Origin of the sequence: Brevibacillus brevis NBRC 100599 (assembly GCF_000010165.1) — a bacterium.
In the GTDB taxonomy this organism is placed as follows: domain Bacteria; phylum Bacillota; class Bacilli; order Brevibacillales; family Brevibacillaceae; genus Brevibacillus; species Brevibacillus brevis_D.
Genome location: NC_012491.1, coordinates 4091871 through 4108488, shown reverse-complemented (window position 1 = coordinate 4108488; position 16618 = coordinate 4091871). Strand labels below are relative to the sequence as shown.

General features: G+C 47.0%; 15 protein-coding genes and 5 tRNA genes. 14 read left to right on the top strand and 6 right to left on the bottom strand.

The annotated features are described in order from the left end of the window. Positions 1 to 49 precede the first annotated feature (49 nt). From BBR47_RS19670 to BBR47_RS19635, 8 genes are all read left to right on the top strand, one after another. Entirely contained in the window at positions 50 to 1486 is a 1437-nt protein-coding gene (locus BBR47_RS19670) for an RtcB family protein (protein ID WP_015892183.1), read from the top strand. 280 nt (positions 1487 to 1766) lie between these two features. Continuing rightward, positions 1767 to 2309 (top strand): hypothetical protein, encoded by a 543-nt coding sequence (locus BBR47_RS19665; RefSeq protein WP_231850498.1) that lies wholly within the window; start codon positions 1767 to 1769, stop codon positions 2307 to 2309. After that, the gene (gene thiM / locus BBR47_RS19660) at positions 2275 to 3084 is read left to right on the top strand and encodes a hydroxyethylthiazole kinase (protein ID WP_015892181.1); all 810 of its coding nucleotides are present in this window, start codon (positions 2275 to 2277) and stop codon (positions 3082 to 3084) included. The genes BBR47_RS19665 and thiM overlap by 35 nt, the downstream gene beginning before the upstream one ends. 886 nt (positions 3085 to 3970) lie before the next feature. Beyond that, positions 3971 to 4063: transfer RNA gene (locus tag BBR47_RS19655), tRNA-Ser, on the top strand. Positions 4064 to 4071: 8 nt separating this feature from the next. Continuing rightward, positions 4072 to 4145: transfer RNA gene (locus tag BBR47_RS19650), tRNA-Glu, on the top strand. A 33-nt stretch (positions 4146 to 4178) separates the two neighbouring features. Further along, positions 4179 to 4254: transfer RNA gene (locus tag BBR47_RS19645), tRNA-Val, on the top strand. A 9-nt stretch (positions 4255 to 4263) separates the two neighbouring features. Beyond that, a tRNA-Leu gene (locus BBR47_RS19640) sits at positions 4264 to 4350 on the top strand. A 17-nt stretch (positions 4351 to 4367) separates the two neighbouring features. Then, positions 4368 to 4443: transfer RNA gene (locus tag BBR47_RS19635), tRNA-His, on the top strand. A gap of 85 nt (positions 4444 to 4528) precedes the next feature. On the opposite strand, the gene BBR47_RS19630 is transcribed toward BBR47_RS19635, so the two are convergent. Continuing rightward, a complete protein-coding gene (locus BBR47_RS19630) occupies positions 4529 to 4894 on the bottom strand; it encodes a glyoxalase superfamily protein (protein ID WP_015892180.1) in 366 nt (121 codons plus the stop codon). 366 nt (positions 4895 to 5260) lie between these two features. After that, positions 5261 to 6169, bottom strand: coding sequence for an EamA family transporter (locus BBR47_RS19625; protein WP_015892179.1), 909 nt, complete (start codon positions 6167 to 6169; stop codon positions 5261 to 5263). Positions 6170 to 6455: 286 nt separating this feature from the next. Between BBR47_RS19625 and rarD the strand changes: the two genes are divergently transcribed. Further along, complete coding sequence (gene rarD / locus BBR47_RS19620) at positions 6456 to 7364, top strand: EamA family transporter RarD (protein ID WP_015892178.1); 909 nt, start codon at positions 6456 to 6458, stop codon at positions 7362 to 7364. A gap of 71 nt (positions 7365 to 7435) precedes the next feature. On the opposite strand, the gene pdxK is transcribed toward rarD, so the two are convergent. Both pdxK and BBR47_RS31335 read right to left on the bottom strand, forming a co-directional pair. Beyond that, complete coding sequence (gene pdxK / locus BBR47_RS19615; RefSeq protein ID WP_015892177.1) at positions 7436 to 8263, bottom strand: pyridoxine/pyridoxal/pyridoxamine kinase; 828 nt, start codon at positions 8261 to 8263, stop codon at positions 7436 to 7438. Positions 8264 to 8433: 170 nt separating this feature from the next. Beyond that, complete coding sequence (locus tag BBR47_RS31335) at positions 8434 to 8607, bottom strand: hypothetical protein (protein WP_007723176.1); 174 nt, start codon at positions 8605 to 8607, stop codon at positions 8434 to 8436. A 219-nt stretch (positions 8608 to 8826) separates the two neighbouring features. On the opposite strand from BBR47_RS31335, the gene BBR47_RS19610 reads away from it, so the two are divergent. The 3 genes from BBR47_RS19610 to BBR47_RS19600 are packed head-to-tail and all read left to right on the top strand — an operon-like array spanning position 8827 to position 12555. Beyond that, a complete protein-coding gene (locus tag BBR47_RS19610; RefSeq protein WP_015892175.1) occupies positions 8827 to 9528 on the top strand; it encodes an ABC transporter ATP-binding protein in 702 nt (233 codons plus the stop codon). Between the two features lie 24 nt (positions 9529 to 9552). Further along, positions 9553 to 11013 (top strand): ABC transporter permease, encoded by a 1461-nt coding sequence (locus BBR47_RS19605; protein ID WP_015892174.1) that lies wholly within the window; start codon positions 9553 to 9555, stop codon positions 11011 to 11013. 24 nt (positions 11014 to 11037) lie between these two features. After that, positions 11038 to 12555, top strand: a complete 1518-nt coding sequence (locus BBR47_RS19600) for an efflux RND transporter periplasmic adaptor subunit (RefSeq protein WP_015892173.1) — start codon at positions 11038 to 11040, stop codon at positions 12553 to 12555. A gap of 90 nt (positions 12556 to 12645) precedes the next feature. On the opposite strand, the gene BBR47_RS19595 is transcribed toward BBR47_RS19600, so the two are convergent. Both BBR47_RS19595 and BBR47_RS19590 read right to left on the bottom strand, forming a co-directional pair. Beyond that, positions 12646 to 13320, bottom strand: coding sequence for a hypothetical protein (locus BBR47_RS19595; RefSeq protein WP_015892172.1), 675 nt, complete (start codon positions 13318 to 13320; stop codon positions 12646 to 12648). Next, a complete protein-coding gene (locus BBR47_RS19590) occupies positions 13317 to 14117 on the bottom strand; it encodes a class I SAM-dependent methyltransferase (RefSeq protein ID WP_015892171.1) in 801 nt (266 codons plus the stop codon). Before BBR47_RS19590 ends, BBR47_RS19595 begins: the two co-directional genes overlap by 4 nt. A 191-nt stretch (positions 14118 to 14308) precedes the next feature. Between BBR47_RS19590 and BBR47_RS19585 the strand changes: the two genes are divergently transcribed. Both BBR47_RS19585 and BBR47_RS19580 read left to right on the top strand, forming a co-directional pair. Beyond that, positions 14309 to 16348 carry a hypothetical protein gene (locus BBR47_RS19585; RefSeq protein WP_015892170.1) on the top strand — a complete coding sequence of 680 codons (2040 nt, stop codon included), beginning with the start codon at positions 14309 to 14311 and terminating at the stop codon, positions 16346 to 16348. Between the two features lie 62 nt (positions 16349 to 16410). Continuing rightward, positions 16411 to 16605: a hypothetical protein gene (locus tag BBR47_RS19580; protein WP_231850497.1), complete on the top strand. Its 195-nt coding sequence runs from the start codon at positions 16411 to 16413 to the stop codon at positions 16603 to 16605. The last annotated feature ends 13 nt before the right edge of the window (positions 16606 to 16618 follow it).

The following is a 16618-nucleotide window of genomic DNA, read 5'->3' as shown; positions in this document are numbered from 1 at the left end:
AAATAAGGGTATGAAAAACAGCGAGCTGTGAGAGACAGGAGAAATAATGATGAAAACAATTTTGCATGGAAACAACCATCGTGAAGTGAAGCTGGAGCATGGAAATGTGCACGTTTTTGCGAATGACGAAGTCTTTGCGAGCTTCGGTGAACGCGTATACCAAATGGCAGACAATAATTTGCGTATTCCGCGAAATGTTTATTTTTCGTATACCCCTGATGCGCATGTAGGCGTTGGGACTTGCATTGGGACGACAGCGGTTTGGAATCTTTCGGATGGATTTGTCTCGCCATCCATCGTCGGATCAGACATTGGATGTGGAATGCGTCTGCATCTGACTCCCTTGCATCGAGACGACCTCAAAGACAAGAGCCTAAAGCGGGCATTGATCGAAGCGATCGAAGCGTACGTCCCGACAAACGAGCGGGGAAATACGCATTTTACGGATATTCGCTTGGAGGAAGTGGTGAAGCATGGCTTACAAGGACTGCCGAGCAACTACATTCCAGACACAGAAGCAGCGCCTGACACCTTTAGCCGTTCTTTCTCGCATGTGGAAAAGTACACATTTGAATTCGACCATTCCTTCCTGGAGCAAATACCGCAAAAATCTTGGAGTCGTGCCTGGGGCCAGTTGGGAACATTAGGGGGCGGTAACCACTTTATTGAAATCCAGCATATCGAGATCGCGGAGGAGAACAGGGAAATTGCCAAAGCGTGGGGACTGTTCGACGGCCAGGTCGTCATCATGATTCATTCCGGTTCGCGGGCGTGGGGGGCTATGTTAGGGAGGGATTACACCAAAAGCTTCAAGGAAGTTATGTACAAATGGGGGATTCATAATCCCGAGCCAAGCCTGGTGTATGCTCCGATCCAAAGCGAGGAAGGGCAACAGTATTTGAATTTGATGTACTCCGCGCTGAACTTTGCGGTAACGAATCGGCATATGATTGGATTTTCAGTAGAGCAGGCGTTTCGCGATATTTTTGGTAGAGAGACGCGTACACCAGTCCTGTATGATCTGATGCATAATTACGCCTTGAAAGAATCCCATCGCAATACGCCGGTGCTCGTCCACCGCAAAGGAGCGACAAAGGCGTTGCCAGCAGGCCATTTCCAAAATCCGAAGGCTTACCGTAAAACGGGACATCCAGCATTGATTCCAGGTTCTATGGGAACATCGTCCTATATCATGGTTGGATCGGAGGCTGGCGCCAAAAACTTTTATTCGATCTGTCATGGTGCAGGGCGTGTTCGTTCCCGCAAAGCAACCAAGGAGCTTGTGACCATCGATCAATTCGAGCAGGCAATGCGCGTGGGACAGGAAGATGAGATCATGGTGAATCACCGTTCGCTCGCTTCCATCCTTGATGAATGCCCGCAAGCCTATAAAGATGTGGATCAAATCATTGATTCCGTTGTGGGAGCAAATCTTGCCTCTGTCGTAGCAAAATGTAACCCTCTTATTGCCATAAAAGGAGTATAATGAAGAGTGGCTTCCTGAAAATTTTGGGGGAGCCACCTTTTGTGATTTAACTTACACTAAAATACAGGAATTAAATTGTGAACAAATTGCTGAAAAGTTTCAAAAAATAGGTTCGAATGTAACATAAATTGCATCGCTTCCTCAACCGATACCAAAAGAGAGACAAAATAGGGGAGATAGGGGAACAGATATGCCTACATACTATTACTTCACCTGCCTAAAATGCCGAACCCGGGGGGGAGTTTTCGGCGAACAGGCCTGGGGCTGGGGAAACTTTGACATGATCGAGTCCTTCAAATACCTGGCTCACCACATCCGTACTTGCGGAGAAAATTCGATTCGCGTGATTTCTGAGGATGTAGATGATTATGTAGATCAGCTACACGGAGAGTACAACACCTTCCTTGAGCAAACGAAGCATATATTTCCGCATTCCAAGGATTGGGAGTTCCTTGATCGATGGAAAACACTAAAAGTAGAAGAAATGAAGCTAAAATGGGTCGAGGAAAACCGGATCATGCATCCAGATGATCGGATGAAAATATGCGGAGTGCTTGATGCCGTGGATATCTTGAAAGAAGGGGCGGGAAGAGTCTCGTTCAGTGCTAGTGTGACGGATGATGATGGGAAGGTGTGGAAAATCGTAGCGAATATGCGCGAATTACCCATCTTAAAACACACGTATATCATCATTGGCGTCATACAAGAGCATTCTATATTAGGAGAAGTCATCGAGGTGTACAAGATGATTCCACGAGTCTCTGTTCAGGAGGAAAGGGGTAACGATCATGATTCTGGAGACAATCGGGCAATTACTAATTAAAGTGCGCGAGGAAAATCCACTCGTTCATAACATAACGAACGTAGTTGTCACAAACTTTACAGCGAACGGCTTGTTAGCTCTCGGTGCATCCCCTGTCATGGCGTACGCCAAACAAGAGGTGGCAGATATGGCGAAGATCGCCGGAGCTCTTGTATTGAATATAGGGACATTGAATGAGCACGAGATCGAAGCGATGTTGATCGCAGGAAAATCCGCGAATCAGCATGGAGTGCCTGTTTTGTTTGATCCGGTGGGAGCGGGAGCAACATCGTATCGAACCGAAACAAGTCAACGTCTTGCGCAGGAACTCGACCTTGCTTTCATTAGAGGAAATGCTGCCGAGGTTGCGAATGTCATCGGGGAGCGCTGGGAGATTAAAGGTGTAGATGCGAAGGAAGCTGGCGGAGATGTCGAGGACCTAGCGAGAGCAGCAGCGAAAAAACTAAGAACAATCGTTGCGATTACGGGCAAGGTCGACGTTATTTCGGACGGAGAAAAGACTTACTCGATCCATAATGGTCATCCAATCTTAACAAAGGTGACCGGAACAGGCTGTTTGTTAACGTCTGTTATGGGAGCGTTTGCAGCCATTGCAAAAGACAAGCTGATCGCAGGAGCTGCGGCATTGGTATGCTACGGTGTTGCTGCTCAGCTGGCAGCCGAGAAAGCAGCAGAAGTAGGTCCAGGCAGTTTCCAAATCGAATTTTTGAATGCCTTGCATAACTTGACCGCAGAGGATGTTCGCCGTCTTGGATACATCGAAAAAAGGGAATAAAAATTCCCCTTTAAAAAAGGGGAGAAAAATGGCCGTAGAGCGATTAAGCTAGATATGTTAGACAGTAGCTGTAATTTCGTAGTGAATAAGACAGCAGCTTCTTCTGGTGCTCTGAGAGTGATAGGAATATAAATTCAACGTGATCATCATCGTATGGACGGACATAAAAACGGGAAATACCATGACAAATAATTTCTCTCTTTAACGTCAGTGCAACACTGGCGTCTGTTCGTATGTGCAATTCCACGTTGCGTACCCTCCTTGGACATTCAATAGAGTACCAAAAAAATACAAGGAAAAACAAGGTAATTATGTCTGAATCATGTCCAAGTTGTTACCGTTTTTTGGATGAAAACTGACAAGGAAAACGATTCAGAAAAGGCTAGCGAGGATTGCTGGGAAAGCACCCTGTACGAGAGAAAAAATTCGAGATGATTCCGGCCATTCTCCCTTTTTCCGTTGTGTTGTTTACTTTATTTCGAAGGCAGCGTACGAGCTCCTGATCGCAGTGACAAGAGAAATAGCCGTGCTTTACATAGCATTCATCATGCCTCTTGCAGCATCTGTCGACATTATCAATTGGCGCGGCCGGCCCGGAGCATCCAGGCCCACACCAGTTTCCGTACAAACAGGGGAAGCCTACTGAACGGCGTTTTCTTTTTGACAACGAACATCACTCCGTCTTGTAAAGGAATACTACTTGTATCATATTGAACAAGAAGGGAAGTTGCTTTAGGCAATCTCCCTTTTTTCGTTTCGATAGATAATCGCCTGACATGAATGGCTCGGAGATGGACAAAGGGAAAAACTTTCAAAATATCACTTGATATCATGTTGTGAATATGATAGATTAATTCTTGCCGAAGCGAACGCTTGCATGCTCAATGGATGGATGTCCGAGCGGCCGAAGGAGCACGATTGGAAATCGTGTAGGCGGTGTCGAACCGTCTCGTGGGTTCAAATCCCACTCCATCCGCCATCTTACTTGGCCCGTTGGTGAAGCGGTTTAACACAGCAGCCTTTCACGCTGTCATACAGGGGTTCGAATCCCCTACGGGTCACTTAGAAAAATCCCTACATCTTGTAGGTGATTTGGAGGCTTAGCTCAGCTGGGAGAGCATCTGCCTTACAAGCAGAGGGTCGGCGGTTCGATCCCGTCAGCCTCCACCATTTTTATATGCGGTCGTGGCGGAATTGGCAGACGCGCTAGATTCAGGTTCTAGTGGTGGCAACACCGTGGAGGTTCAAGTCCTCTCGACCGCACCAAGCAAACCCTATATATGGCGGTCGTGGCGAAGGGGTTAACGCACCGGATTGTGGCTCCGGCACTCGTGGGTTCAAGTCCCATCGATCGCCCCATCTATTTATGTTCAAAATGTAAAAATGAAATAGCCCAGCGGTGGCTCCTGTAAAGGAACTCCGGCTGGGCTTTCTTTGTATTTGTTTACGAGTGATCAGGCTGATAAAAGTGAAGGCGATTGCCAAAAGGATCGGTCACGCTCACTTCACGCGTTCCCCACGGCGTCTCCTCTAAACCAGGACGAGCATACTTGTACTCTTGGCGCAACAGGGACTGATGAAAAAGCTCAATGTCCTCTACCTGTACGCGGATCGCTGAGCCAGGACAAGCATCCCCGTGATGCTCAGACAGATGAAGTGTGCACGATGGAGAGGAAATTTGCATGTATAAAGGAAAATGATCCTCGTAACGATGCTCCCAATCAATTTGAAAACCTAGAAAATCCACGTAAAACTCTCTTGCCTTCTCAACATCAAACATACGAAAAATCGGCGTGATAATCTGATTCATTTGTCTAGACACCTCCGGATTGTATGGAGGGAGGCGAGGTGCATCCCTTCGTGAAAAATCGTTCGGACAAGCACTTGTGAAATCGTATGCATGCCAGATTCCGTTGCGGGAAACTCTGCTTCTAATCGATCCTTGTAAGCGGCTTGTATCTTCTGAGGTTGTTCTTGTAATAAGGAGACGAGCACGGCGAGTTTCGGTGGCTGCGTATCCCAATCAGCAGGCTTTCCCCCTAGAGTGGCAGTCTTTGTAAATAAATTCGAGTCAAAGATTCTACCTTCCTTCCATAAAAAGAGGGAGCATCATCAAAAAAAGCGTGCAGAGCCAATTCGTCTGCACGCTTTTTGTATGCGGTTATAAGAAACGGCGCTACATTCTTTCCTGCTCGAGGTCGTGAGAAGGGGAGAATAGTTTCCGCCATTTTACTTGGGGTACGCAGATGGCAGCAAGGATCATGAATACGCCACCCCATTGCGGGAGAGAGACAGTCTCTTGAAGTACGAAGCTCGACAAGAGCACGACGGTGGGTAGCTCGACTGCACTTAAAATGGTAGCCAGTCCATTGCCGATCCGTGGTACACCGACAGCCAAACAGAAGATGGGAATGACCGAACCGAAGATCGCAACCAAAAGACCAAGCGGCAGCAAACCTTGCAGAAGCTGACCATTTACCAGGAAAGTTGGTGGATAAACGATCGAGAGCATCAGGGCAGCCATACTAATCGAAATCGCGCTTCGCAAGTAGGGGTCCATTCCTGGAAGAATTCGCCCGCTAAAGAAAATAACCAAGGCAAAGGTCGCGCCCGACATCAGACCGAAGATCAGTCCGACCATGTCTACACTCTGAATTCCGCTTTCGCTAAGTCCACTTGCAAGAACGGTCCCTGCTCCAAGCATAGCCAGAGACACCCATTTTTCAGCGGTCGGCCATTTGCGATCCACAATCGCCTCCAGCAAAACGCCGATCCAGGTAAACTGAAAGAGGAGAACGATTGCGAGCGAAGCAGAAACCCGGCTAACAGCCTGATGGTAAAAAAGACTGGTTGAGGCCATCATGAGGCTGGCTGGTGCCAAAAGCAACAAATACTTGAACGAAAACCGTTGCTTGGAGAAAAAGATGGCCATGACCGTCATGATCAATCCGCCAAAAATCAATTGGCTTCCACTCATTTCAAACGGCGTAAAGCCGAGTTGAAAAGCATGCTTCATGAAGATCGAGAGAACACCGTAGCTGCACGCACCGAGTAAAACTAAAAAGATAGATCGCCAGTATGTCATAAGTAAAAGTTCCTTTCGTATGACTAAACTCGGAAGAATAATGACTATTGTACTACAGGTATAAAAGTGGTACAATAAAATTTTTGTCTGCACTTTACTATGCTACTAAGGTAATTAGATAGCTGCGTGCATTGGTAATATGGTAACGGATGAAAGTGTAGGGGACACCTTCTTTTACGTGAGAATACATAGCTGTTTTTTCGTATTTCCGTTACACTACTTCATAGAGAAGAAGTTTAAAAGTCGTCTATAGAGAAAGAGAAGGCGAAACACATGGAGGAGCAGGATGAGACAGGGGATTATTTATGCAATTGTGGCCTATTTGGCTTGGGGGTTACTCCCGCTCTATTGGAAGCTGTTTCAGGCAATGGGGGCATGGGAGATACTCGCTCATCGAATCGTCTGGTCGGTTATTTTTGTCGCAATCATTATTCAGGTAACGAAACGCTGGCGCAGTATGTGGGGAGCGGTTACTGGTTTTAAAATGTTCGGAGCATTAGCGATATGTTCACTGCTAATCAGCGCAAACTGGCTTATTTTTATCTGGGCAGTGAATAACAATCATGTCATGCAAACGAGTCTTGGTTACTATATGAATCCTCTCATCACTGTACTGCTTGGAGTCCTTTTCTTAAAAGAAAAAATGCATGCTGGGCAATGGTTCGCGCTTATACTCGCGGCTTTCGGAGTCCTGTTCATCACCTTCCAGTACGGTGAGATTCCATGGGTCTCTTTATCACTTGCTCTGACCTTTGCTTTTTACAGCTTGGCGAAAAAACTCGTCCGGCTGGAGGCGATGGTCGGACTGGCGTGGGAGACACTGTTTGTGGCCCCTATTGCTTTCGGTTATTTGTTGATGCTACAGGTCAATGGGACGGAGACGATGACATCCTTAGCGTGGTGGCAACTTTTGTTGCTGACACTGGCGGGGGTAGCTACTGCCATGCCGCTCTACTGGTTCGCCCAAGCAGCGACTAGACTCCCACTTTCCGTTGTGGGCTTCATTCAATACTTGGCGCCTACGATATCGCTCCTATCAGCTGTTTTCTTGTTCGGTGAGCCTTTCACCCAAACACATTTCATCAGCTTTGGATTCATCTGGTCTGCGCTCATCGTATTTACAGTGTCTTCTGTACGCATAAAACGAAAAGCTGCCCCAATCAATCCCGAGGTTGCTATCAAAAAACAAGCGTAACCATAAGAAAACTCCTGGCCCGCCGAGAAAGACTCGGAGCTGGTCAGGAGTTTTTGTTTACCAAGATGTGATTAGCAAATCGCTTCGCCGTGCTTTTTCATGCGGTACGCGCCGTGATTAGTAGGTCCCACATATTGATTGAGCGCAAACGAGTGACGAATCGCTTCGGTAATAAATTCTTTGGCAACAGCTACTGCGTTGTGTACAGAGTTTCCTTTTGCCAATTCAGCACAGATTGCAGCTGAGAACGTGCAGCCGGCACCATGAGTAAAGCTCGTCTCAAAGCGCTCTGATTCCATTACCTCGATCGTTTTCCCGTCATAGAAAACATCTACGGCATTTCCGCTTTGAAGCTTGCTGCCACCTTTTACCACAACATAAGAGGTGCCGAAGTCGTGGATGCGCTTCGCCGCTTCCTTCATGTCATCGACACTTTTCAGCGCGCCCATTTGGCTAAGAATACCAGCCTCGAACAGGTTAGGAGTCGCAACTGTTGCATGCGGGAGCAAGACTTCGCGCAGGCTGACTGCAATTTCTGGATGGAGAGCTTCATCTGCACCCTTACAGATCATCACAGGGTCAACGACAACATTTTTCAAATCGTATTGTTTTATTTTACGGGTAGCGAGGTCAACCAATTCAGTGGTTCCGAGCATCCCTGTTTTTACAGCATCTACGCCAATTCCTGCGAGTACGGTTTCGATTTGTTTTTCTAGGATCGCAACATCGATCGGAAACACTTCGTGAAACCATTCATTATGTGGATCTTGGGCTACGATAACGGTGAGGGCGGTCATCCCGAAAACACCAAGCTCCTGAAACGTTTTGAGGTCTGCTTGCTGACCAGCTCCGCCGCTGGTGTCGGAACCTGCAATGGTGAGTGCTTTCTTCATGGTCATTGTGATTATCTCCCTTTGTATACCGCTGCACAATCGAAGCGGATCTATACTGTCATGCGCTGTAATGCCTCTCTCTCTATTAAAGAGGAAGAAATCGGTGCTGTCAATAATATCCCCAAAATATAAAAACCGCCTCCCATAACGGGAAAGCGGTTTATGTATGTGTGCATTTATGCTTGAGAAGCAGCGTGGTGAAAAGAGAAGCTGATGGTAGTGGACATGGACTTGGAACGCTTGGTTGCAAGCTGTTTGGCTTGTTTTGCTGCCTCAAACATACTGGGTGCCTTGATGATTTCAACCCATCTGCGTGTTGCTGTTTCAAATAAAAAGCGATAGATAGTCATCTTTTTCGACCTCCATGGTTTGTTGACATCTACATTGTAATACGTAACAGGCTGCAAGAGGTTACATAGCTGTTACATATTTTTGAAGAAAACATGGTTATTCTGTAAATCGTAAAATGTTTCCGAAAGAAGCGTTACGTTTTGCGAAATGTTACGTCTTTAGTATGTGATGTTTACGAAAGCTTCCATTTTTAGAGAACGAATGAGGTGCGACAAACGATGGTCAATTCAACAGGAGAGCTGACGGTGACAGGGGTCAATCACAGCTACGGAACGGGAAAAATCAAAGTGCCCGTGCTGTATGATATCAACCTTCATATCAACCAGGGAGAATTTGTAGCTCTGTGCGGCTCGTCGGGGTCAGGGAAGTCTACGCTCTTGAATTTGCTTGCAGGTTTGACCAAGCCGGAGGAAGGGAGTGTCATGGTTAGCGGAGCAGAGATTTCCAGCTACAACGAGAACGAACTATGCATGTTTCGCCGGAAAAGCATGGGCTTCATCTTCCAGTCATACAATCTGCTCCCAAATCTGACAGCGTTGGAAAACGTAGAACTTCCCTTGATTTTTGCAGGCGAAAGCAAGAAAAAACGTCGGGCGAAAGCAACGGAAATCCTACACCGCGTAGGGTTGGAAGGTCGTATCGACCACAGACCCAATGAGCTTAGTGGTGGACAGCAGCAGCGTGTCAGTATTGCAAGAGCGCTCGTCAATCAGCCTGGCATCATCTTGGCGGATGAGCCGACGGGGAACCTGGACTCGAAGACAGAACAAGAGATTCTCCTTTTAATGAGAGAAATGAACAAGGAAAATGGGACTACGTTCATCATCGTTACCCATGAGCAGGAAGTCGCGGAACAGTCCGACCGCGTTATTTATCTCCAAGACGGACGGGTTGTACAAAAAAGGACAAGACCAGCGTAGGCGAGGGTATGAGGTGAACAAACAGTGAAGGTAATGGATTCTTTTCGCATCGTCTGGAGGAATCTGTGGCGAATGAAGCTACGGACAGCCCTCACGTCGGTTGGTGTCATGATCGGGACGGCTGCAATCGTCGCAATGATGGCGCTTAGTTTAGGGCTTAAGGAAAGTGCGGTAAAAAGCTTGGAGAACTTCGGAAACTTGACAGAAATGGACGTCGATGCATTGCGCTGGTACGAGGAAAATGGCGAGTGGATTGATGTCCCAGAGGATAAGGTCAAGAAGCTGAATATGCAAGCGGTGCAGGATTTAAAAAAGATTCCTGGTATTCAGGCAGTTATGCCGATAAAAGAATTACGAGAGCAAGCGAAGCTTAAGGTAGGTAGACGAGAAGGTTACGTACAGCTAATTGGGGTGGATGTGAATGAGTCGGCTGCCTATCGCAAAAATGACATTGAAAAAGGAAGCTATCTGACAGGGGCGCCACAAGAAATAGTGGTTGCTTTCGATGTATCCAGAGAATTGCGTGACATAGAAAAGGAAAAGCGCGAGGAACGGCGAAGAAAAGCCGGAGCGGGACGGCATGAAATGTCCCAGATGCCACCTCCTGATATAGGGGGCGGAGATGCACTGACCTTCAATCTCGTAGACAGAGCAGGGACTCTCATCTTGTCACGCGAATATCGCATCGACGATGAACCGAAATACGAGAAAAAAGAACTGCGTGTGAAGGTTGTCGGTCAATTAAAAAAGTCAGAAGAACGTAACTCGTCAGCCGCGGTTTATGTACCGATTAACGTAGTGAAAGAGCTGAACGAGTGGGTCACGCGCAGTCGAGGTGACGAAGTCGAAGAGGGAGCATCGCGCAGATCACGCGATAAAGCCAAAAAGGATACCTTTGAATTTGACAGAATTACAGTCAAAGTAGAATCTCGTGAAAAAGTCGAGAGTGTAGTCAAAGCGTTGAAGGAAAATGGCTTTGAAGTATATTCGCCTGCACGTGAGCTGGAAACCATCAATAACTTCTTCTTCGTGATTCAGATGGTCCTCGGAGGAATTGCAGCAATCTCCTTGCTTGTCGCAACCATTGGAATCGTCAATACAATGATCATGTCGATTTTAGAGCGAACCAAAGAGATTGGCATCATGAAAGTAATCGGAGCCACTGTGTTGAATATTCGTTGGCTGTTCTTAATGGAGTCAGGCTTTATTGGCTTAATTGGTGGACTAGCTGGTCTCGGCATGGCGTGGGGAGCTGTTGAGCTCGTGAACTACTTCGGAGCGTCTGGCGGTCTCTTGGATAGTCTGAACATGGGCTATGGCGGTGGAGGAGATCCTGAGGCTGAGCCGGCAAAGCTAGCGGTCATTCCAAGCTGGCTGGCACTCTTTGCGATTGGCTTCTCCTTTGTTATTGGGGTGTTGGCGGGAATCTTCCCGGCAATCCGCGCATCTCGTTTAAGTGCACTGCAAGCGATTCGATCTGAATAAGTGATGAAATGTGGGGAACGTAAGATGAACAAGAAAAAATGGATCATTATCGCCACGGTCGTGGCCGTTCTTGGAGGGGGTAGCTATTACGGCTATTCGTACTTCAAGGGCGAAGAGGTTACAGAAGAAAAGCCAGAAGAAAAACCGAACTTCCCGACAGCGCTCGTGGAACGTGGTGAGGTCAAGAAGACGATCAACTCAGCAGGTACAGTGGAAGCGAAGGCGCGTGAGGAAGTCAAGCCAGAGCTCAATGGCAAGGTGCAACGTGTGCTAGTCAAGGAAGGTCAGTCTGTGAAAAAAGGTGATGTCTTGTTCACGATAGACAGCTCTGATGCACAGCTGGAAATTCAAAAGCTAGAGCTGGAAATTCTAAAAGCGAAAAAAGAACTAAGTGAAATTAAACAGAAAAAAGATAAGATCACGGCTACCAAGGAAGGGAAAGTCATCGAAGTCTCAGTGGAAGAAGGGCAAGATGTCAGACCAGAAACGGTAGTCGCCAAACTTGCTAATACCGACTATTTGAAAATTATTGGGCAATTTACCTCCTATGAGTCTGAACGATTCAATGTAGGTACAAAAGTGAAGGTATTCATCCCGACTTCCATGTATTTTGTGGATGGTGTTGTCACGGAAGTGGATAGAATTGGTGAAAAAGTAGAAGGTGCTGGCGGGATTCACAATGTCGAAGTATTGGTCAAGAAGCCTGGGGCCATTTATGTTGGGGACAAGGGTGAGGTACAATTCACGGATGATAAGGGACTCTTATATGTAAGCCGAAATCAGAAGGAATTCCAGCTGCCAGATGAAATGGAGATATTGGCTGGTACTTACGGGAAAATCGGCAAGGTCAACGTGAAAAAGGACGATGTAATCAAAGTAGGGCAACAACTGTTCAAGATGGATATGGAAGCGTCCGGCATGGAGCTGATGGAAAAAGAACTAGCGCTAAAAGGGTCCTTATTGAACATGGAGCAGAAAAAGCGTGAAATTGCGAAGAACCAAGTAACAGCGCCAATTAGTGGTGTCATCACCAAGCTAGGTGTAAAAGAAGGCGAAGCGCCAGGGTCAGAGCCTGCGGCCATTATTATGGACACAACTTCTGTTTACTTTATGGCAGCCGTTGGAGAGCTTGATATTCCCGCGATTAAAATCGGACAAAATGTCGATGTTTACGTGTATGCATTTGGTACAGAGCCGTTTAAAGGTAAAGTCGTAGAGCTCCCGAAAGAAGGGAAAAAAGAAGACAAGGAAGTTCGTTTCGCGGTAAAAGTGGAACTACTAGACAAGGCTGAATTTAAGCATGGGATGACGGGAGATAACGATATTATCGTCGCTCAAGCACAGAATGTCCTGCGCTTGCCAAGCAATGCGGTTGAGATTCTGGGGCCAGGTCAGGGTACCGTAATGGTGAAAGATCCGAGCACTGGAGACCCGATGCCGAAAGACGTACAAATCGGGATTGAAGGTTATGATTTTATTGAAATCAAAGGCGGCTTGAAAGAGGGAGAAGAGGTTCTGGTGACCAACGCCGAAGGCATGTAAAAGCCAATTGAATTCGTTTATAGCGACAGCCCCGTTGCCACTGGCCAAAAACCTTAGGAAACGGGGCTGTTTTTTACACGCATACGATTTTCAACGATTGAAAAGTAATGGTAACGTTGCAGACACTTTCGACGTCAAACTATGTAATGGATGGGAAATCTTACAGCCGTTTTCCTTTGCAAACTGATTAGCAACAGGTGCCATGGAGAGCTGTGCCACTGCAATTGGTTGATCTGGAAACGTTTGGCGGAGCTGATACAAGGCGTCTTTTATCGCTTCTCTGTACGCTTCTTGCTTGTTTTCCATGAGCAGGGCAAAAGCATTTTCGACGAGAGATACTTGTACCTCTGGATGAAGGTTGTGGGAATGGGCGAGCTTCACGAGACGCTCCATCGTAGGTTGGACAGTAGCGGGATTGGAGAACAGCAGAACTTGTGGCTCAGGATGACGGGCAAGCTCATGAAAAAATGGTCCATCGATTGTGAAAAGTGGGACAGTGGCAGTTGCTTCAACCTCTGGTGTTACCAGTGCGGCATACTGTGTGCAAGTGATCACGATTGCATCGACCGCGCAGCTCTGCATCCAGTTTAGCTGCTCACGTAATTTGGCTTGTGCTTGTTCCGTGGTATGGACAGGAATTCCCGCGTTTTGCAGGAGTAAACCTGGATCAACAAAATGAAGGAGATCTACGTCAAAGGCTGCGAACGCATCTGATAAGAGGGAAATATTCGAATAATGTCCATGGAGACAGGCAATCCTGGTCATTTTACAGCTCCTCCTTGTAGAGTATCCTTCTCTGATTTCTTATGGGCAAGGACGCGAATACGCTTGTAATCGAGCACCCAGTGTCCCTCTTGAAACAGAGCAGGACGCAGTATGTCAGTGACTTCCCTACATACTTGCTGGATATCATCTGAGGACAGTCCAGCAAAAAAAGGACTGCAAAAAGAATTCAGCCAATGCGAAAGCCCCAAGTCCCCATCAGCCATGACTGTCGGACGATCAAAATGGGAGGCAAATACGACATGGAAGCCTTGCTTCTCCAAAAGGGTCGTGTACTCTCCAATGCTTGGAAAATACCAAGGTGAGCGCTCATCAGCAGATATTCCTCTTCGTGCTAAAGCAGTCCGTAATGCTTTTGTGATTTGTCCGCAATTGCCGTGCCCTCCAAATTCGGCAACAAAGCGTCCACCGGGAGCAAGAGCCAACCAAACGGTTTCAACGACTTCTGCAGGGCGTTTCATCCAGTGGAGTGCGGCATTGGAAAAGACAGCGTTGTAACTGACATCTGTACGATACGTATGCGCATCGGCTACTTCAAAAGCAAACGGCGGATATTTTTTGCGAGCAGCCTCAATCATGGTTGCAGAAAAGTCGATTCCTGTTACATATGCTCCTGCAAGCGATAGTTCGGCACACAGGTCGCCTGTTCCACAGCCTAAGTCAAGAATGCTTTCTCCAGGAGCCGGCTGTAGCCAGTCCACTAACCCTTTGCCGTATTCAGAAACGAAATTCATTTTGGCGTCGTACAGTCCGGCATTCCATTGATTGGCTTGTACCATCTGAATCCCCTCCTTTTCATCCATTTTTACCGACTAGGGAGATATAAGTCAAATCTATATAAATTATAAACCGGATAGTATTTAACTATATCTAACGCGCGAAAAAGCTCTATGTTTGTAAAGGATATTGCGCCGTTTTTGTCGAATGATCACAGTTGAAAATTGTAAGGAAGAAAGTAGGAGGACAATTCGTGAAAAAATGGGTTGTAAAAGCACTTCTAGTGTGTTTGGCAACGGGCACCCTTTTGTCAGGTGTGTCAGTACCGCCAGCCATGGGGGCCGGGGCAACAGCATCCATGAAAAAAAACAGCCAAGTATCTAAGCCACTCCGGCAGCAGCCTGTTCACGATATGGTTATCTTTAACGATTATCAGGTTGCAGGACTGGATTCAAATGGTTGGAACTGGGTGAAGAATGATGAGTTTATTCTTCCTCCCGAGACACCACTTGATATTGACGTGATACAGACTACTTATGGAACTGGCACCAACATCAATCGGAAGCAAGTTTTATTGGATGGCGTAGAGTTACCGGAGTATCAAGCCGAAAATACCTCGTCACAAACTACTTTCAAATGGCAAGTACCTCGGTTTACCATTCCAGCACAAAAGCTGTCTGCTGGCTCGCATACCTTGACCTTTGTTGTGACAGATGCCAAAGGCAAGAGCAGCACAGTGCATGTGCGATTTCTGGTAGAGGCCATAAATTACCCGAGCATATTTAACGGGGAAAAGGCAGAGGGAGAACCAGTACCAAGTGGCGGGCAAACGGCGATTTTTGGAATGATGGGTTCACACGACTTTACCAGTTCTGTACGGGGCACGTGGAAATTAACAAATAAGTCCACGAGTACAGAGATGAGGTCTGTTCAAGAAACAGTATTTTCGACGGGGACGTTGTTGACGGGGCAGTATGAGCTCCTCTTTGTTCCAGATGATACAACCATGTCACCTTGGATGACAACGATTCAAGTAGGCGTTGCAGAGCTGTACATGGGAACGGATGCAAGCGGTCAAAAGCTGACGCAAGATCAGAAAATAACAGCTCCAGCAGCACCAGGGAAAGTTCCATTGTATTCGCCAATCCCAGGAAGATGGTCGGTGAACGGGACAGGACAAACCTTGACAGACGCGCAACATTTTGAGGTGGACATTCCTGAGAGACTGGCTGGAATCACAATCGCTGTCACGTTTGAGCCTGTTTCGGGGCAAAAAGAGAAATCGTCTTTGTGGGGCGATACTTCGGCGACAACGGTTCAAATACAAATACCAGGTGCACCAAATGCCTGCGGCCCTGCTGGTGGAAATGTCACGATGGATGTGTTGATGAAGCAAAACGAAAAATCAACACCGACGGTAGAAAAGATGAACCTGTATTCCTCTGATAATACAGTCAAGCTGTATCAGAATCCTGTTCATGTGATCTGGCTGACCACTGCTGCCGAGCACATTGAAAAGGGAAGTGAAGCAGATGATGATGAGGGGCCAGGTGTATGGGCGATCGATAACGTCATTGCCGATGAGAGCAAATTGAATTGGGATCACACGGGATTGCTGTTGTCCGGCTACAAGCCAGGTCGCTACAAAGTCAACTACTATAGTAAAAGAGACCCGGCGCAAGTCTGGTGCGGCTATGTTCAAGTGATAGAAGATTCGCCTCCAATCAAGTCGTATCCGGCATGTGAGCCAGGGGATACAGGTGTGAGTCCACCAAGTTCGTCACTTCTTCTTCGAAGCGAGAGCGGCAAGGAATACCGGGACGGACAAAAGATTACCGTGAACGCAGGCGATGATCTCGAAATGGAAGACCTAAGGCTGATCGCTACTCATGCTGAGCTAGTCGGATCCAAAAAGATCAGGGATAAGAGCGAAAAGAAGTCCTACTATATGCCAAAATTTGAATGGAAACATGGCGAGATCGGTATTGGTGCCAACCGGAAGCACAGTAATGGTACCATTTCCTCAGAAAATCGGATCGAGATCTTTTTCGGGGAAGAAGAGATCGCCAGCATCAAGCCCAGCAAAGGTGATGTCGACGATAGCGAGGGACTTGAATCACTGAATTTGAACAGGTATATCGATACGGATAAGCCTGGGGAATACAAGATCAAGGTAACGAATACGCTCAGCAATAAGACCTGCACGGTTATCAACTCCAAAAGAAAGTACACGAAGAAAAACGATGTAAATGAGCGTAATGAAACATTGACGCTTACCATTGAAGTGAAATAGTAGATAGGAAACCCCCTTGCATTTTGGCATGGGGGTTTTCGACTACAAGGGGAGGAAGCTCTGTGACAAATGAACAGAAGGTAATCTTGGAAAAGTTCGGCTTTCGGATCGAAGGAGAGCAAGTGAAACATTTGAAGCTGGGGATCGTAAGAAATATAAAAGAATTCGTCTGCCACGCCACGCCAGAAGAGTTGCAGGACTATATCAAGTCCATCTTGCGCAACCAATGTCAGTGGAAGCGAGGAGAATCTGAGTGAGCAGGCAGGGAGG

What these genes read in the sequence shown, in the direction of transcription:
- BBR47_RS19610 (WP_015892175.1), top strand. Translation starts at nt 8,827, where the DNA reads ATGGTCAATTCAACAGGAGAGCTGACGGTGACAGGGGTCAATCACAGC.
- rarD (WP_015892178.1), top strand. Translation starts at nt 6,456, where the DNA reads ATGAGACAGGGGATTATTTATGCAATTGTGGCCTATTTGGCTTGGGGG.
- BBR47_RS19625 (WP_015892179.1), bottom strand. Translation starts at nt 6,169, where the DNA reads ATGACATACTGGCGATCTATCTTTTTAGTTTTACTCGGTGCGTGCAGC.
- BBR47_RS31335 (WP_007723176.1), bottom strand. Translation starts at nt 8,607, where the DNA reads ATGACTATCTATCGCTTTTTATTTGAAACAGCAACACGCAGATGGGTT.
- thiM (WP_015892181.1), top strand. Translation starts at nt 2,275, where the DNA reads ATGATTCTGGAGACAATCGGGCAATTACTAATTAAAGTGCGCGAGGAA.
- BBR47_RS19590 (WP_015892171.1), bottom strand. Translation starts at nt 14,117, where the DNA reads ATGGTACAAGCCAATCAATGGAATGCCGGACTGTACGACGCCAAAATG.
- BBR47_RS19600 (WP_015892173.1), top strand. Translation starts at nt 11,038, where the DNA reads ATGAACAAGAAAAAATGGATCATTATCGCCACGGTCGTGGCCGTTCTT.
- BBR47_RS19630 (WP_015892180.1), bottom strand. Translation starts at nt 4,894, where the DNA reads ATGAATCAGATTATCACGCCGATTTTTCGTATGTTTGATGTTGAGAAG.
- BBR47_RS19670 (WP_015892183.1), top strand. Translation starts at nt 50, where the DNA reads ATGAAAACAATTTTGCATGGAAACAACCATCGTGAAGTGAAGCTGGAG.
- BBR47_RS19665 (WP_231850498.1), top strand. Translation starts at nt 1,767, where the DNA reads ATGATCGAGTCCTTCAAATACCTGGCTCACCACATCCGTACTTGCGGA.
- BBR47_RS19595 (WP_015892172.1), bottom strand. Translation starts at nt 13,320, where the DNA reads ATGACCAGGATTGCCTGTCTCCATGGACATTATTCGAATATTTCCCTC.
- pdxK (WP_015892177.1), bottom strand. Translation starts at nt 8,263, where the DNA reads ATGACCATGAAGAAAGCACTCACCATTGCAGGTTCCGACACCAGCGGC.